The organism is Blautia ammoniilytica, from assembly GCF_025566965.1.
GTDB classification, from domain to species: domain Bacteria; phylum Bacillota; class Clostridia; order Lachnospirales; family Lachnospiraceae; genus Blautia_A; species Blautia_A ammoniilytica.
The window spans coordinates 9,508-32,536 of the sequence record NZ_JAOQJL010000040.1 but is presented as its reverse complement, the minus strand read 5'-3'; the positions used below and the strand labels follow the sequence as shown (position 1 = coordinate 32,536).

16 protein-coding genes and 1 pseudogene are annotated in these 23,029 nt (G+C 41.9%); 1 reads left to right on the top strand and 16 read right to left on the bottom strand.

The genetic code is table 11. The features are described from left to right. Positions 1-157 precede the first annotated feature (157 nt). From rpmE to OCV61_RS15555, 14 genes are all read right to left on the bottom strand, one after another. Positions 158-361 (bottom strand): 50S ribosomal protein L31, encoded by a 204-nt coding sequence (gene rpmE / locus OCV61_RS15620; protein ID WP_015541906.1) that lies wholly within the window; start codon positions 359-361, stop codon positions 158-160. Between the two features lie 120 nt (positions 362-481). After that, positions 482-1,987 carry a transcription termination factor Rho gene (rho, locus tag OCV61_RS15615; RefSeq protein ID WP_158422597.1) on the bottom strand — a complete coding sequence of 502 codons (1,506 nt, stop codon included), beginning with the start codon at positions 1,985-1,987 and terminating at the stop codon, positions 482-484. 292 nt (positions 1,988-2,279) lie between these two features. Beyond that, positions 2,280-4,877 (bottom strand): C1 family peptidase, encoded by a 2,598-nt coding sequence (locus OCV61_RS15610; protein WP_158422596.1) that lies wholly within the window; start codon positions 4,875-4,877, stop codon positions 2,280-2,282. 10 nt (positions 4,878-4,887) lie between these two features. Next, positions 4,888-5,943, bottom strand: coding sequence for a histidinol-phosphate transaminase (gene hisC, locus OCV61_RS15605; protein WP_158422595.1), 1,056 nt, complete (start codon positions 5,941-5,943; stop codon positions 4,888-4,890). Between the two features lie 127 nt (positions 5,944-6,070). After that, positions 6,071-6,907: a carbohydrate ABC transporter permease gene (locus OCV61_RS15600; RefSeq protein WP_158422594.1), complete on the bottom strand. Its 837-nt coding sequence runs from the start codon at positions 6,905-6,907 to the stop codon at positions 6,071-6,073. Positions 6,908-6,922: 15 nt separating this feature from the next. After that, positions 6,923-7,819 carry a carbohydrate ABC transporter permease gene (locus OCV61_RS15595; RefSeq protein ID WP_158422593.1) on the bottom strand — a complete coding sequence of 299 codons (897 nt, stop codon included), beginning with the start codon at positions 7,817-7,819 and terminating at the stop codon, positions 6,923-6,925. 69 nt (positions 7,820-7,888) lie between these two features. Further along, the gene (locus OCV61_RS15590; protein WP_158422592.1) at positions 7,889-9,196 is read right to left on the bottom strand and encodes an ABC transporter substrate-binding protein; all 1,308 of its coding nucleotides are present in this window, start codon (positions 9,194-9,196) and stop codon (positions 7,889-7,891) included. 27 nt (positions 9,197-9,223) lie between these two features. Further along, complete coding sequence (locus OCV61_RS15585) at positions 9,224-11,233, bottom strand: alpha-amylase family protein (protein ID WP_158422591.1); 2,010 nt, start codon at positions 11,231-11,233, stop codon at positions 9,224-9,226. A 124-nt stretch (positions 11,234-11,357) separates the two neighbouring features. Next, positions 11,358-12,896: a response regulator gene (locus OCV61_RS15580; protein ID WP_158422590.1), complete on the bottom strand. Its 1,539-nt coding sequence runs from the start codon at positions 12,894-12,896 to the stop codon at positions 11,358-11,360. After that, positions 12,893-14,737, bottom strand: a complete 1,845-nt coding sequence (locus OCV61_RS15575; RefSeq protein WP_158422589.1) for a sensor histidine kinase — start codon at positions 14,735-14,737, stop codon at positions 12,893-12,895. The genes OCV61_RS15580 and OCV61_RS15575 overlap by 4 nt, the downstream gene beginning before the upstream one ends. A 75-nt stretch (positions 14,738-14,812) precedes the next feature. Next, the gene (locus OCV61_RS15570; RefSeq protein ID WP_158422588.1) at positions 14,813-16,069 is read right to left on the bottom strand and encodes a hypothetical protein; all 1,257 of its coding nucleotides are present in this window, start codon (positions 16,067-16,069) and stop codon (positions 14,813-14,815) included. 87 nt (positions 16,070-16,156) lie between these two features. Then, the gene (locus OCV61_RS15565; protein WP_262583179.1) at positions 16,157-18,709 is read right to left on the bottom strand and encodes a helix-turn-helix transcriptional regulator; all 2,553 of its coding nucleotides are present in this window, start codon (positions 18,707-18,709) and stop codon (positions 16,157-16,159) included. A 156-nt stretch (positions 18,710-18,865) separates the two neighbouring features. After that, positions 18,866-19,246, bottom strand: a complete 381-nt coding sequence (locus tag OCV61_RS15560; RefSeq protein WP_158422586.1) for a 4Fe-4S binding protein — start codon at positions 19,244-19,246, stop codon at positions 18,866-18,868. A 118-nt stretch (positions 19,247-19,364) separates the two neighbouring features. Further along, the gene (locus tag OCV61_RS15555) at positions 19,365-20,405 is read right to left on the bottom strand and encodes a MerR family transcriptional regulator (RefSeq protein ID WP_158422585.1); all 1,041 of its coding nucleotides are present in this window, start codon (positions 20,403-20,405) and stop codon (positions 19,365-19,367) included. Positions 20,406-20,622: 217 nt separating this feature from the next. On the opposite strand from OCV61_RS15555, the gene OCV61_RS15550 reads away from it, so the two are divergent. Then, positions 20,623-21,366 (top strand): SDR family NAD(P)-dependent oxidoreductase, encoded by a 744-nt coding sequence (locus OCV61_RS15550; RefSeq protein ID WP_158422584.1) that lies wholly within the window; start codon positions 20,623-20,625, stop codon positions 21,364-21,366. Between the two features lie 790 nt (positions 21,367-22,156). Here the strand turns inward: OCV61_RS15550 and OCV61_RS15545 are convergent. Together OCV61_RS15545 and OCV61_RS15540 are read right to left on the bottom strand one after the other, a co-directional pair. Next, positions 22,157-22,651 (bottom strand): virulence RhuM family protein, encoded by a 495-nt coding sequence (locus tag OCV61_RS15545; RefSeq protein WP_262583186.1) that lies wholly within the window; start codon positions 22,649-22,651, stop codon positions 22,157-22,159. A gap of 82 nt (positions 22,652-22,733) precedes the next feature. After that, positions 22,734-23,029, bottom strand: a pseudogene (locus OCV61_RS15540) (KilA-N domain-containing protein); the annotation flags it as partial.

Below are 23,029 nucleotides of genomic sequence, written 5' to 3'. Positions count from 1 at the left end.
ATTTTTGCGTATAACAATGGGTCACCACCCGCGAAGCAGGTGGGTTATAGTTCAAAATGCCTACACGCTGCGTAGACATTTTGAACAGGCTAAAGCCGTACAAAGAAAGGTTGAGATTTCCCAACCTCAACCTTCTCACTGTACCTTATTCTTCTAATTATTTGTTCAGGCCATATTTCTTATTGAACTTATCAATACGTCCGCGAGCCTGAGCAGCCTTCTGCTGGCCTGTGTAGAATGGATGGCATTTAGAACAGATTTCTACGTGGATATCTTTCTTAGTAGATCCTGTAACAAATGTATTTCCACAGTTGCAGGTTACTGTTGCCTGATAATAATTCGGATGGATTCCTTCTCTCATGATTTTCACCTCTCTGTATTCGTTCTATTTCCTTCTCGACTTCCACTGGTGGGAAATCGACAAATTCACTATTAAACAGCTTTTTGATTATATCATACTGAATCTGGAAATGCAAGTTATTTATAAAATTTTCTGTTTTTTAATGGTTTGGACAAATTCCGCATTTGTTTTCGTGCGTGCAAACATATTCAGAATCTGTTCTACTGCATCCTCGGACTTCATGCCGTTTAGGCCTTTACGCATAATATATACTGCTTCCTGTTCTTCACGGCTAAGCAGCAGATCCTCACGCCTTGTGCCGGACTTCTGGATATCAATGGCCGGAAACACCCGCTTCTCCTGCAGCTTCCTGTCAAGGATCAGTTCCATATTACCGGTACCTTTAAATTCCTCATAAATCACATCATCCATCTTGCTGCCAGTATCTACAAGTGCCGTAGCAAGAATGGTCAGGCTGCCGCCTTCCCGCATGTTACGGGCAGCACCAAAGAACCGCTTCGGCATATGAAGTGCCGCAGGGTCAAGACCGCCGGAAAGAGTCCTGCCGCTTGGCGGAATGATCAGATTGTAGGCACGGGCAAGTCTTGTAATAGAATCCAAAAGAATGGTTACATCTTTCTTATGTTCTACCAGACGTCTGGCACGCTCGATCACCATCTCGGATACCCTCTTATGATGCTCCGGAAGCTCATCAAAAGTAGAATAGATCACTTCCACGTTAGGTCCGTAGATAGCCTCCCGGATATCCGTTACCTCCTCTGGTCTCTCATCAATAAGAAGAATGATCAAATGCATGTCTTTATTATTTCTCAAAATGGACTTGGCTACGTCCTTTAGAAGTGTAGTTTTACCGGCTTTTGGAGGCGATACGATCATACCTCTCTGGCCCTTGCCGATGGGACTGATCAGATCTACGATCCTCATGGCAACTGTGCCGCCTGGCCGTTCCAGGATGAGACGCTGATTAGGGAATATAGGCGTCATATCCTCAAAATTATATCTTTTGGGTCCTTCACTTGGATGTAATCCATTGAGGGATGTTACATAAAGAAGTGCGCTGAATTTTTCTCCCTGGGTCTTGATCCTTATGTTCCCCTGGATAATATCGCCTGTCTTCAGATTAAATCGGCGGATCTGAGATGGGGACACATAAATGTCATTATCTCCAGGCAGATAATTCTCACAGCGGATAAATCCATATCCATCCGGAAGGACTTCCAGGATCCCGTTAGCCTTCTCACCACTGTCCAGCTGAGCAGCTTCCCCTTTTCCCTCTGACTTTATTTCTGGTCTGCTCTCACTTCTGACCTCTTGTTTTGTCTCTGGTCTGCTCTCACTTCTGACCTCTTGCTTTGTCTCCGGTCTGCTCTCACTTCTGACCTCTTGCTTTGTCTCCGGTCTGCTCTCACTTCTGACCTCTGGCTTCGCCTCTGGTCTGCTCTCCTGCTTTGCTTCTTCTCTTCCCTTGAGCGTTTTTTCATTTTGAAGAGAGCTTTCTTTCTCATCTTCCTCTAACATCCGCTGGATCAGTTCCGGCTTCCGAAGTGCAGATACCCCTTTCAGGCCTCTTGCTTTTGCCAGTTCTTTTAGAGTTGCCAGCGACAACGATTCATATTTTTCTCTCATTACAATTCTTTACCTCTCAATAAAAAAATGGGGATGCGTCGTCAGAAGTGACATGGAATTTCTGATTAGGATATTCTACCACATTTTGCAATGTCTGTCCACCACTGTATTTGCAGGCTGCTACTTACTGTATTTTGGGGTAACTGTTTACAGGTAATATCACAGTAACAATTATACATTGAGTAGGTTTCTCTTTTCAATAAGATCTTATCGACATTTTTCGTTGAACGACAGGCTTTTTATTAATGAAAAAGTCGTAACTGTAAGGATACTGAGCAGTTACGAAAAGTCCTTATTTTTTGCGGACTGCAACCGATTTCGTATATCGTCCGGCTACGATCCCATAAGGTTCTTTTACATAAGCCCTTACATAATAAGCATAGCTTTTTCCTTTTTTCACTGTATTGTCAAAGTACACTGAGCGCTTTCCGGAAGAAACTGTCCCGATTCGTTTCCATTTTCCCTTGCCTTCCCTGCGGTAAAGGAAATAACCGTCACACTTTGTCTGGGTCTTCCACCGGATCCGAAGTCCATATCTGGTATTTGTCACAGAAGAAACCTTCTGACGGGCGGCTGCAGACTTATATTTTCCAGAAGATTTATAACCGCTGGTCACATTCTTTCCATTGATCTTTCGATATGCACGAACAGCATATTCATAAACCGTTGTGGCCGAAATCTTTTTATCCTTATAGGAAAGTACAGAAGATCCTTTTAAAGTAGCGATCCGTTTCCATTTTCCTTTGGACACTTTCCGATATACAACATAGCCCTGAGCTCCATAGCTTTTTGTCCAGCTAACTTTATTATACATGCTACCGGATACTTTTACAGAAACCATTGGTACTGCCAGTGCTGCCTTTGCAGACTTTTCCCTGGAAAAGCTGCTGTACAGCTTCCCACTGCTTACATTTGTATAGGCCCGTACCTTATAGGTGTAGGTGACTCCATACCGTGCACTTCCATCTTTGTAGCTGGTAGTTCCATAGGAGGTATTACCCAGCTTCTGGTAGGATCCGCCTTTTGCCTTCCGATAAATCTCATATCCGGAAACACCACTTACTGCTGACCAGGAAAGATTGATCTGCTTATAGGAAGCAGAAGCAGCTGTAAGGAATCCAGGTGCAGCTATTGTTACAGGACCGGATAGGGTGCGTGTATGAGCTTTGATTCTCAGGCACATGCCATCTTCATACAGATCAGACCATCCGTCTTTACTGTTGTAGGCAAAGCTTTGTTCTATAGCAAGACCCGGCTGAAATCTTACCCAGCTGTAATTGCCTTCTGTTTCACATAAGAAATCAATACTGCTGCTTCCAAGATTAGTGATCACAACAGAATACATGGAACCCTGGGTCAGTGTAACCTCCGGAACCTTCACTGTAGAAATCCCTGCATAGGTCTGATAGAACTGTACAGGTGTGCTGTATGCCGGAATACCGCTGGTAGGATCCGCCGGATTAGTCAGGTTGGTATATACCTGTATACCAAAAAGCCCTGCATCACTGTGGGTGGCAAGCACCACCTCCCCCAGAACTTCTCCGTTTCCATTTCCTGCGGTTGCAGTAAATACATTGGCAGCCATGGTAGCTCCTGAAGATGCGGTCTGCTTTTTCAAAGACAGACTGCTTAAGGCACTGGATCCGTCATAAAAATAATTATTGGTATAAGCCGGTGCAACCGTTGCCCCTTCTGCCACAATATTATAATTGGATTTATTGTCATAAGAGATATAAAAATATCCCCCGTCTCCCCATTCACTTCCCCAGCTGTTCTTGGCGATCCAGGCGCCGTTCCTTGTCACCTTGGAAGCAGCAGGAAAATTATTTTTATCAAAGGAATCATCCCATCCAACCAGTGTTACTGCATGATTGGCACCGGATCCCTCATAGGGATAACCATACGTATAGTTTATAGCATCATAATAGGATCCATCCAGCCAAAGGGACATCCCTACTGCCCCATACTGATAGATCAGTTCCTTGATCTTTCCTACATCATATCCGGAAAATACTGCATCCGTCAGATATGCAGATGTCTGGTACGCCAGTGAAGTGGACGGCTTGGTATCGTACTGTTCCGTATGCGTTGCATCTGTAGGGTAAGGTGCCTGGGATTCCAGACCCATTCCTGACCATGTAGACAGAAAAAGGGAAGCAAGGACTTGATTTCCTCCCTCCCGGTAGCTTCCGGAAACAATATTTTTATCGTTCGCTGTATTTCCCAGCGGATCATTCAGCCTGTTTGCAAAAAAATAGGCAAGATGCTCTTCTGACAGATCATAAAGTCCCTGTCCTTTCATAAGAAGAGAAGTCTCCATACCTGCCGCAGTGGTAAATGCCCAGCACATGCCGTAAGGCTTCTGATTCTTCACCTGTGAGGTATATGCCCCTCTGGTATCATACCGTGAAGGCAGACTGCTTCCATAAGAACGGCTTCTCCCCGAAATCCCTGAGGAAGTGGAAAACGGATCCTCCACTACCAGAATAGGAGAAAGCTCCTCCATGGGTGCCTTTTGGGCTGCGATCTCTTCTTCGGTAAGAGCCTGGCTGTCCTCATCTGTCACTTCTCCGGAAGAAAAAAGATCCTCAGACTGCTCTTTAGCTGACTGAAATTCGCCGACTTCATTCTCTGCTTCTTCTGCTTCATCCTCAAAAACATCCTGAACCTGGTCTGTATCTTCTTCTGCAGGTACATCCTGAACCTGCTCTTCCTCCTCTGAAAAAGCCTGGGCTTCCTCTTCTGAAAAAACCTGCGCTTCCACGCCTGTATATAATGTATCTTCTGATTCTGAAAAAAGCTCCTCACCTGACACAGGGGCACTTCCCAGAAGCAAAACCCCGGAAAGTGTCAGGCTAAGAAGCTGTTTCCAAATATTCTTTTTTCTCATTTCATCTCCTTTACGCAAGATAGTCCTTAAGAAAACGGATCAGCTGCTCCATCTCTTCTCTGGTACCAATGGTGATCCTGAGATAGTTGTCAATCCTTGGTTTTGCAAAATATCTTACATAAATATGCTTTGCCCGCAGTGCTTCAAAAATCTGTTTTGCAGGACAGGTTTTATGAGAGGCAAAAATAAAGTTGGCTTTTGAATCCTGGAATGTAAATCCAAGTACTGTTAATTCTTTTTGCGTCCATTCCCTTGTATCCATGATCTTCTGACAGGTGTCTTCAAAATAATCCCGATCCCCAATAGCCGCTACACCTGCTGCCAGAGAAGTACGGTTCATGGTATAGGAATTAAAAGAATATTTTACATCGTTCAGATATTTGATCAGCACCGGATTGCCGCATGCAAAGCCAATACGCATACCTGCCATAGATCTTGACTTGGAAAAGGTCTGTACAACCAGAAGGTTGTCATATTTGCTGATCAGAGGCAATGCGGAATGTGCTCCGAAATCAATATATGCTTCATCTACGATCACAACGGATCCCGGATTGGCCTTCAGGATCTCTTCTATATCCTGAAGCGGAAGCTCTACACCAGTAGGTGCATTGGGATTGGGGAAAATGATTCCGCCATTTTCTTTGAAATAATCTTCTTTCTTAATATGGAAGCTGTCATCCAAAGCAGGTCTTTCATATGGGATCCTGAAAAGCTCTGCCCACACATCATAAAAGGAATATGTAATATCAGGGAAAAGGACAGGCTTTTCTCCGTTAAAAAAGGTAAGAAAGCTCATAGCCAGCACATCATCTGAGCCAACGCCTACAAAAACCTGATCTTCTTTCAAGCCATAATAATCTGCAATGGCTTTTACCAAAGCTCCTGCGCTTGGATCCGGATACAGCCGCAGATCCCCTGCATCCATTTCTTTAAGCACCTGCTGTACCTTTGGTGCAGGAGGATAAGGATTTTCGTTTGTATTTAATTTGATCATATCCGGCTGATTGGGTTGCTCCCCAGGTGTATATGGCACAACCTTCCGGATATTTCTTTCCCAGTTTGTCATCTGTCAACGTCCTTTCTTTATGCATGCCTGTTTATAACTGCTATTATTGGGTATTGTACCCATTAATCAGTTCTTTGTCAAACCGGGAACACAGGTTTTTGAAGGCAGGTAACTTCCAAAATCAGCTTTATCCTTTGATAGCGCCGCTCATCAGTCCGTTTTCAATTTTCTCCTGGAAGAAGATATAAGCAATGATTACTGGTATGGTGGTCAGACAGATTCCTGCCATGCTTGCACTGTAATCCGTACTGTATTCTCCAAAAAAGGCCAAAAGTCCCATGGAAATGGTTCCTTTATTCTTATCAGATACAAAGATCAGTGGGAATAGCAGGTTATTCCATACCTGGATAAAATTAAAAATGGAAACACTGATAATACCAGGCATAGATAACGGAATAATCATTCCAAAAAACACCTGTCCGATACCTGCCCCATCAATCACCATAGCCTCTTCCAATTCTGTAGGAATACTGTTCATAAATCCGGTAAGGATCAGGATGGTCATAGGAAAACAAAAAGCCGAGTATAAAAGAATCAAAACAGGATAATTATTCATTATTCCCAGCTTTCCAAAGATATAAGAAAGCGGAATCAACACAGCCTGGATCGGGATCATCATCCCTGCGATAAACAACAGATACCACTTAGATTTTCCTTTGAAAGTAAATTTTGCAAGAATATAGGAAGCCATAGCACCAAACAGACCGGACACCAGTAGTGTACCTGCTGCCAGAATCAGCGTATTCAAAAAGTATCTGCCGATATTTCCAATATTCCATGCAGTTGCATAATTTTCAATTCGCAGTTTCTTGGGAAGGGATGTAAAGGAAGAGAAAATCTCCAGATTTCCCTTAAAAGAACAGAAAATTGAAAATACCATAGGATATACATTCACCAGAGCAACCAGCACAAATAAGATAAATCCTGCATAAAATCCTGCGGAACGCTTTTTTTCTCTTTTCATGAACAAGTCCCTCCTTTAGTATTCAATGCTTTCCCGTCTGTTCATCAGCTTCAGACTGGCAATGGATACAAATGCGCTTAACACAAAGATAACAGTTGCAATTGCACTTCCTGTTCCGTAATGTCCATACCGATAAGCCTCATTATACATCAGAAGTGCGGGTACAATAGTAGAATTGCCGGTTCCGCCGGTAGGTGTCAAAATATATACTGTATCAAAGATTTTCAGTACACCGGTAATGACCATGATGGTTGACATCTTCAGTGGTTCCCACAGCATAGGGATATACAGATATCGGATCTTTTTCCATCCTGTTGCCCCATCCAGACTTCCTGCTTCAAGCACGGAATCCGGAATAGAAGTGAGCCCCGCCAGACATATGATCATATAATATCCAACACTGGTCCAGGTACTTACAATAATCAGACAGATCAAAGATGTCTTAGGATCTACCAACCACTGATGTACCAGACCATCCAGCCCCAGCTTAATCAGAAAGCTGTTCAAAATACCTTTTTCTGTTGGAAAATAAATAAAGTTCCACAAAAGTGCTACTGCTGTGACAGACAAGATCATTGGAATAAAAAATGCTGCCTTAAAAAATCTCTGCCACTTTTTAAAGTGATGGATCAAAAGACCCAGTCCAAACCCGATTGGTACCTGAAGTACTACACTGATCACCATATAAATCAGTACATTTTTCAATGACTGCAGAAAAACGCCATTAGAAAACAATTTTTTGTAATTGTTCAGTCCTACAAATTTCAGTGGGATTGCCTGGATTCCCGGCCAGTCATTAAAGGAAAAATAAATGGACATGATCACAGGAATCACTTCAAAACAAAGATAGATCAGTACTGCAGGAAGCAGAAAAATAAAAATGATTTTTTTATTTTTTCTTATTTTTTCCACAAAATTCTCTCCCTTCACCTGTTTTTGGGTAAAAAGAAGAGAGGCCGCAGCCCCTCCTCTTTCTTTTTGTTATTGCGGACGGTTTGCATCAATGTCTGCCTGAATTGTTGCCGCTGTATCTTCTGCTGTATCAGAAAGCATCATATTCAGGATTCCATTTCTGGATGTATCCACTAATGTAGAGCATGTATCATAATCAAAATATTCACCCACAGAATCAGAAATTGTGCCTGTATACTCTACCATATCCTTAAAGATCTGAGGTGCATCTTCCGGTGCGTCAATATCTTTATACGGAGCCACGCGCATAGCCGCATTCATACGTTCCTGAATTGCATCCTTTGTAGTCATGTATTTTACCAGCTTCAGCGTTGCTTCTTTTTCTTCGTCACTCATAGTCCCTGAAATCATCCAGCCAGAAGTATAAACTACATGAGTATCTTTAAATTCTTCCTTGTCTGTAAAATATGGGAATGGGAAGAAGGAAATATCATCCAGAATCTCAGACTCAGTGTTCAGCATTTCCGGAATGATAGGGCTGCTGTGGGAGATCATTGCCACTTCGCCGGTAAGGAACTGATTCATCTGTGTATTGTAATCCATTCCTTCAAATCCCTCTGCAAAAGCACCTTTCTCTTTCAGATCTTTTGTGATCTGCAGACATTCTACAACGTCCTCATCTGTCCATTTCTTCTCACCTGTACCAAGCTGGATAATGCCTTCTCTGCCGATACGTTTTGCAAGGATGTTATTGAAAATGTGTCCCATAACCCATGTATTTTTGCCACCTACACCAAATGGAGTAATTCCTGCTGCTACCAGCTTGTCAATGGCGTCATAAAGATCATCCATGGTCTGTGGAGTTTCTGTAATACCAGCTTTTTCAAAAAGGGCCTTGTTATAGAAAATAGCGTCTACATTCAATTCATTTGGTAAAGCATAAATTCCATCTGCCCCATATGCGCTCAGATCATAGGTGTCCAATGCTCCATCCAGGAAAGAGTCCTTCCATTCCTGATCTGCATCCAGGGAATCTGTAAGATCCAAAAGAACACCATTCTGCGCCCACTCTGTCAGACCTGCGATTGCCGGATAATAGAAAATGCTTGGTGTCTCACCGGTAGATAAAGCAACCTTCAGTTTGTTATTGTACGCTGCTTCCTCATAGACAGAATCGTTCTGAACCTCAATGTCCGGATTCTCTTCCATAAAGCGGGCAATCTGATCTTCATATACCTTTGCAATTGGTGTATCTCCGCTATCACGGCTCATAAATACTACCTTGGTCTTGTCTCCGTCTGCCAGTGCAGGTACTGCACTTCCCAGTGTCATTGCAGCTGCCAGTGCTACGCTTAACATTGCTTTCCCTTTTCTCATGTTGTAAAATCCTCCTTTTTTATTACATTATTTTTTATAGCTTATTGCTGCCATAAAGTGTCCGTTTACTTTATCAATCTCAAAAAATACTCGGTTTTCTTTCTGAACAAATGGTATCTCTTTCTGATCAGGTACGGAATAGACCTTTTCCACCTTATCCACAGTTTCCACTTCCACCTTCAGGTTCTCCAGTGGAATCACATCTTCCACAATTTCCAGATTCTTACATTTTTTAACAGGTACATAATGAAGAACATGTAAAATATCACGGTTTTCTTTTTCCTGACGCAGCAGATTTACCTGTGTAGTAAATGGCCCATTGTGAGAAACCATTGGCTTTGGAAGAAGCCTTTTCAGTTCATTTGCTATCAGCTTTTTATACCAGGCAGGTGCCCAATTCTGATAGGTAGTAAATACCGGATGGATAAAATATGCCGTCTGTTTTGTTTCCACGATTCCCGGATATTCCTCTTTCCGTCCGGATGGTGAATGAAGATGTGAGCAAAAATGTTCATATGTCCGGTTAAATACCGGTGGGATCACCTTCTGTACAAATTCAGTCTCTCCGGACACTTCTACCAAAGTTCCCTTGTCATACATTACATGCTCTGCATCTGCAAGTCCTGCAGCCAAATGCTCCTTTGGCCAGATAAAATCCGGACTGTATGGAGCTTCTCCTTTATATGCAACCATCAGCTGGTGAAGACCAAATTCTTTTCCATCTGTGCGAAGTCCTGAATGATAAGAAGCAAGTATTTTACCGCCTTTTTCCAGGTATGAAGTCAGTTTTTCTTCCAGCTTTTCATCCACAGGAATCACATCTGGCAGGATCAGAAGCCTGTATTTATCAAAATCAAGAGTGCTGTCAATAAAATCAAACTGATATCCCAGTTCTGTAAGAATCCTTGCTGTTCCTTCAGAAGCTCCTACAATCTGTCCGGCTACACCGGTTGCATAAAACTCCTCAGCTGTAAATACACCGATCTCTGAAAGCGGAACTGCTTCCTTACACCAGGGCTCTTTTGCCTCTACAGAAGCGTAAACCCGTCCAATCTGCCGGTACATATCTTTGTTTAATTTTCCCCAGTAATCCATCTGATCTCCGATGGTACATTTACACCCCTGGGCCAGCATGGAAAAAACCTCATACTCCATAGCTGCTTCATTGCGGAATGCGTGGAAATCGCCCCATTCAGTATGGAAACGGCTGGTAAGTCCCAGACATTCCTTTCCAAAATTTCTCATATATTTTGCAGATACAGGGAAATCCATATATCCCCATTCAACACCTGGCAGTGACTCAAAAGAGAAATAAGAATAGTCATCAATTACCGGTTTATCCAGATAGCCTACATGACCTTTGTTATAGCATACGTGGAAAGAAGCGTTATAAGATTTTGCAAATGCAGTCAGATCACGAACCATATCGTAATAAGTCCATCTTGCAAATTCCTGACGATCTTCTTTTACTGCAGGATTCAGACCCTGTTCCCTCATCAGCTTCTGGCATGTAGGACAGCAACATTCATTCATAAACGCTGCATCATACCAAACACCATCTCCTGGGATTGTTTCCAACACTTCTCCGAACTGCTCTTTCAGAAAATCCCGGTAAGGTGTATTCACACAAAGATTTTTATAAAAGCCTGCTTCAAAATATCCTTTTCCCTTGTAATCCTGAAGTGCTCCATTTTCGTCAATGCAAATCCATTCCGGATGCTCATCAGCCACTCTTTTATTCCATCGGATAGTTGTGTACAGATTTACCTGGATTCCTCGCTTCCGGCAAGCCTGTGCCTGTTCACGAAGAAGATCCTTATGTACCAGTCCCGGATGAATCATTTCCGGAAATTTTTTGGAATTGTAATAGAGATTTCCATGATGTCCACATGAGAATAAAGTGATAGAATTCACATGAGCATCTTCCAGTGTCTGTGCAAATTCTTCTGCATCAAATTCCCCACATACCCCCTGGATTTTCTCACTTGTATGAAAATCCAGATGAATCTGTCGAAATGGGATTTCTTTTTCTTTCATGGATGTTCCTCCTCATTAAGTTCTCATTTCTTATGTTTCTTGAGTTTGTATCTCTCAACTTCTGAACATATCTTATCATCTGGATTTTTCAATGTGAATGTAGATTTTTTGGTCAGACAGGAAATTATTTGGATTCCTCAAAATATTTTGAGGGTGTTATCCCATACTGATTTTTAAAGCTCTTACTGAAATAATAAACGTCTCCATATCCAACTTCCTCAGAAATCTGAAGAAGAGTTTTGTCCGGATACTTCCGGATCATTTTTCTTGCCTCTTCCAGCCGAACGGAAGTAATATATTTGCTTAATGAACAGCCCTGTTCCTTTTTAAAAATATTGCTGAGATAGCTGGCATTTACTCCAATGGCATCTGCTACTAAATTCAGACTCATATCAAATCTGAAAAAATTTTGATCAACAAACTCTTTTGCATCTGATACCTTTTTTCTGGTTGCAGGCACTTTATGGCTTTCCAAAAGAATGCGTCCTCTTTCCAGGATCATCCAAAGGATGTCCCGTATTTCCTCTGTACTGCCGTAATCCTGTAATTTTGCCAAGGCTCGCTGATCCACCTCTACCTGGGTTCCCACATCGATTCCCACTTCTGCCAAATACAGAGAAAAATGTACCAGTATATCCATCGCCACATAATAGGCTGCCTGTTGGGTCACATTTTCCTGTTTCATCCGGTCAAAACATGCTTCCACACAGTCCATATATTCCTGATATGATCGTTTTTTCAAAAGACTGTTAATTGTTTCTGATTCATATGAAATTATTCCCAGAAACGTGGTCATGTCCATTGGTTCAAAAATATGAATTCTTTTTTGCTGTCTTCCCTTTCTTCCTGCTGAATAAGCCTCCTGATAAGCCTCTTTTAATTCTGTAAAAGCAGTTCTGGGCTGACTCGCTCCGCCCCAGAATACAGCACTCTGGTTCATTTCCTCCTGCAGATAGCCCCCCAGAAGCTGTACCTGATATTCCATTTGGTTCTCCCCATATAATAAAAATACTGCATCCTGCTGGTTGATCTCCAAGCACTCATACTCTGGGAAATAATCCTGCATCATATCCCCGATTTCTTCCAGCTGTTTTTCTTTTCCCTCTTTATCCCGAAAGCGTAGAAGGAGGACCACATAACACACTGGTTTCCGAATTCCCAGGATCTGACGAATCCTTTCTTCTTTTTCCATGCCTCCGATGCCGGACAGACATTCCAGCAGGTATTGTTCTCTTTGTTTTTGATTGATTTCCTCCTTCATTTTCTGAAAAGAATTATTCTGATGGTGTATCTTTTCCAGCTTTTCCTTACACTTGATCAGTTCCTCTGTCAGTTCCTCCGGATTTACCGGTTTCAACACAAAACTTGCAGCTCCCAAGGACAACGCCTGTTTTGCATATTCAAATTCCCCATAAGCAGTAAGAATAATCACCTGAGTATCCGGCAACACCTGTTTTACTTTTTCCGAAACCTGAATTCCGTTGATGTAGGGGATATTAATATCCATAATCAGAATATCCGGTTTCTCTTCTAGTATTTTATCCAGTGCCTCCTCACCATCCTCTGCTTCCCCGGCAATCTCCAGTCCAAGTTTCTCCCAATTCACTGTCTTTTTTACCAGCTGTCTCTGTAAAAATTCATCATCTACAATAAAAACCTTCATTTCTCATTCCTCCCTGACGGAATACAAATTGTGGTACAAGTTCCTGCTCCTTCATGACTTTCTATATGCAGCCCATATTCCTTGCCAAAATAAATCTGGATTCTTTGTTGTATATTATACAGCCCGTAAGAATACCTTTTTCCACCGCTGTCGCCCAAAAGCAGCTTGTCTATTTTATCTTCAGGGATTCCAGCTCCATTATCCGATACCTGAAGATATACCAGACAACCTTCCTTCCATCCCCGAATCCTGATCAGTCCTTTTTTTCGCATGGCTTTTACTCCATGGTAAATGGAATTTTCCACCAGCGGCTGCAGCGTCAGCTTAACGATCCATTCCCTGTAGATTTCAGGATCAATTTGGATCTCATAATCAATTTTATCACCGTAACGTACTTTCTGAATCTGAATATAATTTTCAATATTGGTGATCTCCTGCTCCACAGGAATCAGGGTTTTACCATCACTTAAAGAAGTGCGGTAAAACATTCCAATAGCATGGATCATGGTAAACGCCTCATCCGTGCAATTCATTTTGATTAGGGATGACACGCTGCTTAATGTGTTATAAAGAAAATGTGGATTGATCTGTGCCTGCAGAGCAGCAAGTTCTGACTTTCGTTTTTCCTTTTGTTCTTTGTAAACCTGCTCCACCAGCCTCTGAATCTGTTCTGTCATTTTATTAAATTCTTCTGACAGCATACCGATCTCATCCTGATACCATACAGGTGCATGAACCGACAGATCCCCTTTTCCAAACCTCTCCATTGTCTGTGAAAGCTTTGTCAGCGGCTTTGTCACGCTATGAGCCAAACGGAAACTTACATATCCACTGATCAGTACCGCACAACCCCCCACTACATACAAAATACGGACGATATTTTTCCCCTGTTTGGTTAGTTCATCCACAGGAGTGATCCCTATCATCATCCAGTCCAGCTTTGGAATCATATCTGTGGTCACTAGGCATCTTTGCCCATCCACCTGAAACACTTTCCCACCTTGCGGCTCTGTCAGTGCCCACTGAAAGTATGACTCTTTTTCGATCATTTTTTTGCTGTCTTCATTATTCTCGATCTTTACATTTCCTTTCTGATCTGTGATCAGATAGCTTCCTGTTTCTCCATATTTTACATGAGTAAAATTACTGATCAACAGTGGAGAGCGGTATTCCGCTATAATATAGCCTTTAATCTTTCCTGTAGCATAATCCCGAAAATAACGGAGAAAAGCAATGCCCGTTTCCTGATATCCTGGTACATTCAACTCATACAGATCCAACCATCTATTTTTTCCCTGTTTTTCCTTAATAATGTCAAAAAACTGACGATACACTGATGCTTTCGACCGAATCCTGTTGGAATTGACCATATCTCCTTGTTCATCAAATACAGAAATGCTGCTGTACTGATCTTCCGGATAAAGAGCATCCAGGTAATCCAGCCTCTGTTCCACTTGTAACTTCTGACGAAGTCTTTTAGCTTCATCTGTTCCATTTTCCAGAAACCACTCCTGTATTGATTTATCAGTGAGCAGAACCTTGCTGATTTTTTCCCCATCCTCCAAAATCTTCTGGCTGCTCTTTGATGCAACGTCAAATTTCTGTCTGTACCCTTCACCTGTGATCTCCAGCACGGATTTTTCAAAGAAAAACTGCACAACAACTGTCAGTACAAAGATGGAGATTACAATGATCACAATGCTGGTAAGCGAAAACTTTTTCGCAAGCGACAGACCATGGTATTTATCTTTGATTTTCTTCAGCATATCCTCTGTCCCCTCATTTCTTTTGTATTCGACTTTTCTGGTATCATCATATACACAAAAAGTTGGTTTCTTCAACTGTTTTTTTCCAGTTGATATAAAAAGTCAGCCTGCTTTCACAGGCTGACCACATAATGCTAAATATTCTATTGTTTATAGGTGGCTTCCTTCCCTGAGGACGCACCCGTCAATGGCCCGGATTCCATTAATTACTTCTTCATAGGTGTTATACATTTCCTTCCAGTCATCGGAGGCATCCTCCGAATACTGGCTGATGGTTGCGGTCAGATCGTACTGCTTCCCATCCAGGGCTTGGATCCGTCCAAGATAGCCCTGCCATACACTGTCAAGAGGCTGATCTGTGCCGTCATAAGCACGCACCTCCAGTGTAAGGACCGGTACCGCCTCACAATAGTATATAAGCTTATAACCGTCATTTTCTGTTTCTTCTGTCTCATAATGGCAAAGATATTTCCATCTTTCCGGGGTAAGTACCTGAAAAAAATCTGTACTGGCCATATCTATCCGTTCTGCATATATCAGATCTGCTGTTTTAATCAGTTCCACATTTGCCTTTTTAATATTATCGTCATAATCCTTAGGCTCTGTCAGAATAAATAAGCCAAAGGAATAGTCATCTGTCAGGCATACCAGAGCATCAATTTCCCGGTCCTCATCATTGATGGAGCCCTTGTATTGATAGCGCATTGCAGGATAGGATGCTATCGTCATGGCTTCTTCATAAGCAATAGATCCATTGCCCGGGTAATATTCTGCCATGAAATCCTCTGGTGTGGAAACGGTATTTTCAGGTTCATTTTTTACTTTTAAAAGAACCGCCATGCTTTTATTTTCATTGACAGAACGAATCTCTGAATAACCTAATTTACCATCTGGCATAGATTCCATGATCGTATCTTGCAGTTTGAAATCTGCCAGCATGTAAAGCTCTCCTGTTTTTTCTGCTTCCTGATCCTCTGAATCACCGGCTGACGTCTCCGACGCTGTGTCTGCTCCATGATCTCCTGATGCCTTCCCTGAGATTTCACAAAGCTGTCCATTATCATCAATATAATACTGGTCTGTGGATCCGATATAGTAATCATCGTCCCCCTGTTCAAACCACACACCACCCTTTCCATCATAGTGATAATGTGGCTCAAAATAGCCTTCCTCTTCTGTCCATCCTGCATTATTGGCTTCCATCCATTCTCCGCTGTCAGGATCCTGTCCGTAATTCCCTTCCCCGATATATTCGTCTTCTGTACCATTGCGATACCAGAAATCTCCGTTCTCATCCTGCCAGATATACTGACCTTCATCTGTAGGTGCGTCTGATGCATAGACAGCTACAGGCGCCAGAATAAATGTTGCCGCACATATTGCGAATATTTTCTTTCTTTTGAGCATAATTTTCTCCTCCCCGTATACAGAAAAAACTCATCATATATTAAGCATACGGTGAGTCTTACTGAAAAGCAATTAACTATTGGTTAATTACATGTTTAGCTGATCCAAAAGCTTTTTCCTTTTAATCCGGGTATCCCCTTCAATATGAAGTTTGGAATAAATCTGATTAATATATTGCTTGATGGTTCCCTCAGATAAAAACATCTGAACCGCAATCTCCTTATTAGTTAACCGTTCTGACATCAGCTCTACGATCCTCAGCTCCTGCTGTGTGAGAATACCAAATTGTGCAGGATAGGCTGCCTCTTTACAAAGCATTTCCCTTTGCCGTTCAAAGCCTTCTCCAATCCCTATAATCCGCTTGATAAACTGCATTTCCTTTGCCGGGGCTGCTTCTGCAAATGTCATCGTTTCTTTATATGATCCGCTTTCCTGCCGCTTCTCTGCAAGCAGCAGTCTTTCTCTCAGCAACTCCGATATATAGGGATAATTCTCTGCAAAGGGCATCAGAAGCTGATCCGGAATCGCTTCCTTTAAGGCCTGCGAAATACACCTTCCGGCTTTTTCACGCTTTCCAAGCTGCTCATAGGCTGCTGCTGTCTGAATCTCAATATGTATCGCTACAAGTCCATAATGAAAATTCCGGCACATTTCTAAAAGGCTTTCACTTTTCCCGATCACCTTAATATATTCTCCCTGGGTCAGATAAATCTGATTCTCGATCATCTCCATCATAGGCCTGCCTGGTGCCAGAAAGTTCACCTGATAAAGCATATGCTCACGAAAAAGAGAGGGAATCCGATCATTAACACCTGCTAACGCATAATAATATCCACATGCACTGTCAAAAAGATTCAGCCATGCTGTATTATGCCTTTTAAGAATCTCTTCCCGTCTTTGCTCTATGGTCTGCCTGACTGAAAAGCCTGCCAAAAGAGCCAGCCTTAATGCAAGAAAATCGCAGCACAGTCTTATATTTTCCTGATTGTTTCCTTCGATATGCGAATAAACCTGCTCCAGTTCTATCTGTGCATCCACCATATGTCCCTGCATATATTTTGCTTCTGCAGCCATCAGCATTTCCGCACCCTGCCCATGTCCATTGGTAATCTTATAGTAATGAGGCATGCACTCATTCATTTCCTTCAACTCCTGATCCAGGCTACCTGCGTCCCTGTGAAACATCATAAGGACAGACGGAGAACCAAACGTCCATCCACCATTACTTTGAATACTGATGGCAGGACGTGACATCTGAGCGCTTGCGCTGCGATGCAGCTGGCTCATTTTGGAAATATCATTGTACATCAGAAAGCTTAAGATAAGATCGCATTCCCCTAACAGATTTCCACGTTCTTCTCTGGTCATTTCTGTATGCTCTTCCACCGACTGAAGCAGTATTTCCTTTAATTTCATCATTTGAGGAATCTTTTTCCAGTTAAACATACTTCGCATCAGAACCAGAACAGCAAAGGGGTGTTCTTTTAAAATCTCCTCAGGGCATTCTACAAGCAGCTCTTCCACAGTCTCTGGCTTCAATGATGCCAACAAAATCCCTGCATCCTTTTGTATCACTTGAAGCATTGCATGAAAATTACCGCTCTCCTTATAGGAAGACAGGGCATGGATGTACAGCCCTTTATCTTCATACCAGGCTCCATAGCGATTCAGGTACAGAGTCTGCTTTTCCTTCCCAAATGATGAAAACAGCTGCTCTGCGCACTCCTTCATCATATGATGAAAGCGGAAAATACCACGGTCTGCAAAATAGCTGACAAAGGCATTTTTTTCTGTCATAGAGGAAAGAATATCTTCTGCATTCTCCATGTCTGTAACTGTCCTTGCCATCTCTGCGGTAAATTCATCTGCCAGTCCCATCACTGCCAGAAAATTCTGCTGTGTCTCAGTTAAAGGCCGGATCATGGTAGATACAAGCATTTTATAAATATCTGCCTTTTTATCTGGAAAAGTACCGTATTCCTCTAAATAGCAAAAATTCAGATAAACAGCTGAAAACCATCCCTCGCTGGATCTAAACAGCTTATCCAGCTGCTGTTCACTTAGTTCCATCCCGCATTTTTGCGCATAAACCGTCAGCTCCTTCTCGTTCAGACGCAAATGGCGCAAGCTGATCTGATTTAGATTTCGTCCAAGTCGGATAACTATTCTGTCAGAAAAAATCTGCTCACGGCTGGATATGATCAAATGTACATTTTCCGGAAGCCTGCTGCCAAGTTCTCCAAGATAATCCGCAGCCTTCCTGTTTGCCAGCAAATGAAAATCATCAATAAAAATATAACTGTCCGTTTCTCCTTTTAAGGTACGACAGAACAGATCTGATAAAAATGCTGCTGACGCTTCATCTGTAGGGCATTCGCAGTCATCCAGCATATCATAGCCGGCATAGGAAAAAGCGCTTTGCACACTCTTCCAGAAAACAGGCAGGCTGTCAGAATAGGTGCTGATCCTAATTACATCTGTGTTTTTCTTTTTTTCCATTCTTGCCAGATACCAGCTTACGGCTGTTGTCTTCCCATATCCCATAGGCGCTGTTACAGTAGTCATCACACATTGTGAGATAAGGACCAGACTGTTCTTTAAATAATCTGATATGTATATATTCCTAAAATCTTTCTTCAACCTTTTTAGTCCTTTTGTATTTCTTTTTTTCTATTATACAGGTCTTTCCTCTCTTTAAGCAAGCCTTCTCTGGTCATACCAGAATATTTATAAAACAAGGCGCCTGCCCTGGTTATTTCCAGAGGAAGCGCCTCGTTGATTTTTTTTAGTTTTTAATTATTCTTCTACAACCTCAAGTACATCCATTGGACATGCTTTTGCACAGATACCGCAGGCAATACACTTGGATGCCGGATTGCCTTCTGTCTTTACAATCAGACCAAACGGACATGCTTCTGCACATTTGCCGCAGCCAGTACATTTCTTCTTGTTGATCATATATACGCCTTTTGCGTTCTGTGTGATCGCTCCTTCTGGACATGCCTCTGCACATTTTCCACATTGTGGACATGCTACTGGACGAACAGTCTTTTTTTCTGTAATCTGAAGACATGCTTTGTCTGGATCAAATTCCTTATAAAATGCCTCTGAACAGGCACGTACACATTCCAGACATGCCATACAGGTACTGCCCTTTTTAACTTTCAGTTTCTTCATGATGTAATCCTCCGTGTTTTTTTCTATTATTTTAACATTAATGTAAAAATTTCTCAATAAAAACATATCTGCTGATAACAGTGACCGTACAATGAAATCCACCACAGATTCCAGTTATTCAACTTCCTTGTATTCCTTCCTCTGACAGAAATGCTCGGATCTCTTCCGGCGTCAGCAGCGCATAAATACTTTTGTGAAAGGTTGCTGCTACTTCCAGTTCACCATAATACCCGGTACGTACATCACAGTTTCCATGAAGCGCCTTATCCAGAGTTTTTTTCAGATCATTTCCCTGTGGACTGTCCATAAAATGTTTCAGCATGCGACAGCAGGTGTGGGTATTTTCGTAATAGCGTCGGTATGCAGGATGAAATTCCCGCATCCATCCACTGGATGAAACACAGAAAAGTGCTACCGGATGAATAACCGGCTGGTACAGAAGATTCCATTTTTCCTGCTGCAATGGATCTGACGCAAATGCAAGAAGGGAGTGCTTCAATTCTTCTACAAAATCCGGATACTCTGCTTCTGTCAGGGAAATGATTTTCTGGTTACGGAAATATTGATTAATGTTGGTTGCATCAATTTGCTCAGGCGAAAGAGATTGCAGATACCGTGACATGGTTTTCAGATCCGTTTCCGCATGTTCCAGAGTATGATTAGTGATCTTCTGCCAAAGAAACTGCTGATATTCTGTCACAGGTGTGTCAAGATAAGTCATCCAAAGATACTGGGCCAGCAGCTGTGCATCTCTGGTTTTCATCTGATACCTGGCAGAATCATCTGGGTGAAAATGGGTTTCCTCAAGCATATCTGTCAATTGATCCAGAGACTGACAAACAGGCAGCTGACTGGTCAGACGATCCATCTCACTGATCGCCTTCTGGATAGACATCAGCTGCTTCTGTAAAACATTCAACTGCTTATGCAAGTAAAACGGCGTTGTGCGAGGCTGCTTCAATATAGAGCGGATATCTGCCAGCGGAAGATCTGCTTCTCTCAATTTACGGATGAGAAAAAGCTTCTGTATATCTTTTTCTGAAAAATCATGATATCCGTTTGTGGGATTGACACGGGGAGTGATCATATTCTGATCAATATAATAATAAATGGTCCGCCGTGATAAACCTGTTTTTTGAATCACTTCCTGTATTCTCATCCTGATCTCCTCAAAAGTGTTCACCTGGTGTACGCTTTTTTTATTTATTATACCTTGTACACCAAAGGAAATCTATAAAATTTGTAAAATTCACCAGAAATCAATTTCGTCAAAGGGAATTGAGATGAAACTTTTTGTGAATAATTTAACATTGACTGTCCACCAACTGCACCCACTATAATAAAATCAAGAAAAATCTTAGATGAGGTGATAAATTATGTTAAAAAATAAAGTCGCAATTGTCACAGGTGGAACTCGTGGAATTGGCTACGCTGTGGTAGAAAAATTTTTACAAAATGGAGCAACTGTTGTATTATTCGGCTCCCGGCAGGAAACAGTAACAAAAGCGATTGCTTCCTTAAAAGAGAAAAATGAGAACTGGGAAGTTTCCGGTGCATGGCCAACCCTGACGGATGCAGATGCCATGACAGCTGAAATATCCAAAATCAAAGATAAATATGGCAGAATTGACATTCTGGTAAACAATGCTGGCATTTCTGACAGTGTATCTATTGATAAATATACTGCTGAGCATTTTTCCAAAATCATGAATCTGAATGTAAATGCTGTAATGAACGGGATCCTTCCGGTGGTAGAGATCATGAAACAGCAGGGCGGCGGCTGTATTTTGAATACCAGCTCCATGGTAAGTATCTGTGGACAGCCCAGCGGGGTTGCCTACCCAACCAGCAAATATGCAGTGAATGGTCTTACCTGGTCTCTTGCCAGGGAATTGGGGCCTTTCCATATCCGTGTGAATGCTGTAGCTCCTGGAATCACCAGAACCGATATGGTAGCCGCACTCCCAAAAGAAATGATCCAGCCGCTGATCAACCGGATTCCTTTGCGCAGAATGGGTGAAGCTGAAGATGTCGCTAATGCATTTCTGTTCCTGGCAAGTGATATGGCCAGCTACGTCACAGGAGAAATCCTGTCAGTTGACGGTGCAATGCGCTCCTGAGGAAGACTCTGCGTAACGCAGAGTGCTCCCGAGGATGTCAAATTCCTATATTTTCTTTTATTTCTCCTACAATTGTTAAAAGTCCTGCAACCTCGCCATAGTGGCTTCTGTGCTGTCCTGATACAATTGCATCTGCTCTTTTATATACAATGAATTGATAGTAGCGAACCTCACATGTCTAAAGTCACGTGCTTCCAGACGCTTTAGGCGTCAGACTGAATATCGGCGGATACGCCTGTAACTTAGGTCTGCACAGTTATGTGCTTTTTCCATGCCGGATACGGCAGGCTCCCACATTACAGGTAATCCGCTGTATATCTGCCTGTGTTTATACTGCTTTTAAGATCTCCATTTGCAGATGAAGTTTTCTTAAGTCAGCATAAACACATAAGGTTCTATGCTTTACAGAAGGGACTTTTGCCTCCAGTAAAGACCTTTCCGTTGCCGGAAGGGGTTTTAAAAGTTCTCGGATAAAATATCTCGCCCCGATATTATAAGAAGCCGACAGGTCACAGTGATATCTTTTTCCTTTCAATAAGTTCCGCAAAAACATCCTCGGAAGCATATGAAATATTCGCATCATTTAATTGTTAAATTTTTATTTTTTTCTAATTTTCGTACTAACCTGCGCAGCGAATCCAGATTGTATGCTTCGATATTCATTGTATCCCTCTTTACTAATATCTCCCGAATTTATAATGTTAATAAATTTATAACCAAATTAACCATGATATCTTTTTCTACAGGATCTGATTCAGCAATCATCAATGTTATTGCCACCAATGAACCGTCACTTATCTTTCTCTTTTTCCACACCGAAAACCTCTGAATGAAACGTATCCTCCATAGCATTTACCATGGCGCAACATTCATCATATGTAATTCTGTATATTGGTTGATTTCCTTCTGGTTTTTCAATCGTTTGATGGTCATATTGATCCAACAACGTCAGTGCCTCTGTGTATAGACTTACTGCCTTCAATATATCCTCTTCTTCAACTTCCAATGTACACGCTAACATTTTAGTCTGGATATCTACCGTTTTCTCCAAGGCAATTAAACGTTTTGCATTTATTGCGTAGTCATTAAGAATATATTGTTTTAAAATATCATTTGCCCATCTTCGGAATTCTACACCTCTGCGAGATTTTACCCGATATCCTACTGATATGATCATATCAAAATTATAATGTTCTACCTGATATACTTTTCCATCAGAAGCAGTTGTCGCAAAATTTGCGACAACTGAATTATGATCATTGCCATTATCATCGCCATTGGCGATGATATACTATTGTCTTTTGGCAACGATAATGGCAATTCAACTTTTATAAAATGCACTGACATATGAAAAATGCTCACCCGGTTCATACCTCTGGCAGTGCTCTATCACTCTCTATCATTTTGATCTCTTCAGCTGCATTCAAGACATTCAGCTGATATTCAGCAATCTCTTGTAATATTTTGAATCTTTCTCCTTTTTCTTTTCCTTCACGCAGCATCTGTGCATTATGTGATTCCAGATTGGATAGAACTGTTAATTCATTAATTGTTGCAAAATCCCTGACATTGTTTTTCTTCGCAAGTTCAGGATTTGCCTCTCTCCATGCTTTCGCCGTAAATCCAAATAATGCTACATTCAATATGTCTGCTTCTTCCGCAT

What these genes read in the sequence shown, in the direction of transcription:
- rpmE (WP_015541906.1), bottom strand. Translation starts at nt 361, where the DNA reads ATGAGAGAAGGAATCCATCCGAATTATTATCAGGCAACAGTAACCTGC.
- rho (WP_158422597.1), bottom strand. Translation starts at nt 1,987, where the DNA reads ATGAGAGAAAAATATGAATCGTTGTCGCTGGCAACTCTAAAAGAACTG.
- OCV61_RS15610 (WP_158422596.1), bottom strand. Translation starts at nt 4,877, where the DNA reads ATGAGAAAAAAGAATATTTGGAAACAGCTTCTTAGCCTGACACTTTCC.
- hisC (WP_158422595.1), bottom strand. Translation starts at nt 5,943, where the DNA reads ATGACAAACTGGGAAAGAAATATCCGGAAGGTTGTGCCATATACACCT.
- OCV61_RS15600 (WP_158422594.1), bottom strand. Translation starts at nt 6,907, where the DNA reads ATGAAAAGAGAAAAAAAGCGTTCCGCAGGATTTTATGCAGGATTTATC.
- OCV61_RS15590 (WP_158422592.1), bottom strand. Translation starts at nt 9,196, where the DNA reads ATGAGAAAAGGGAAAGCAATGTTAAGCGTAGCACTGGCAGCTGCAATG.
- OCV61_RS15585 (WP_158422591.1), bottom strand. Translation starts at nt 11,233, where the DNA reads ATGAAAGAAAAAGAAATCCCATTTCGACAGATTCATCTGGATTTTCAT.
- OCV61_RS15580 (WP_158422590.1), bottom strand. Translation starts at nt 12,896, where the DNA reads ATGAAGGTTTTTATTGTAGATGATGAATTTTTACAGAGACAGCTGGTA.
- OCV61_RS15570 (WP_158422588.1), bottom strand. Translation starts at nt 16,069, where the DNA reads ATGCTCAAAAGAAAGAAAATATTCGCAATATGTGCGGCAACATTTATT.
- OCV61_RS15560 (WP_158422586.1), bottom strand. Translation starts at nt 19,246, where the DNA reads ATGAAGAAACTGAAAGTTAAAAAGGGCAGTACCTGTATGGCATGTCTG.
- OCV61_RS15555 (WP_158422585.1), bottom strand. Translation starts at nt 20,405, where the DNA reads ATGAGAATACAGGAAGTGATTCAAAAAACAGGTTTATCACGGCGGACC.
- OCV61_RS15550 (WP_158422584.1), top strand. Translation starts at nt 20,623, where the DNA reads ATGTTAAAAAATAAAGTCGCAATTGTCACAGGTGGAACTCGTGGAATT.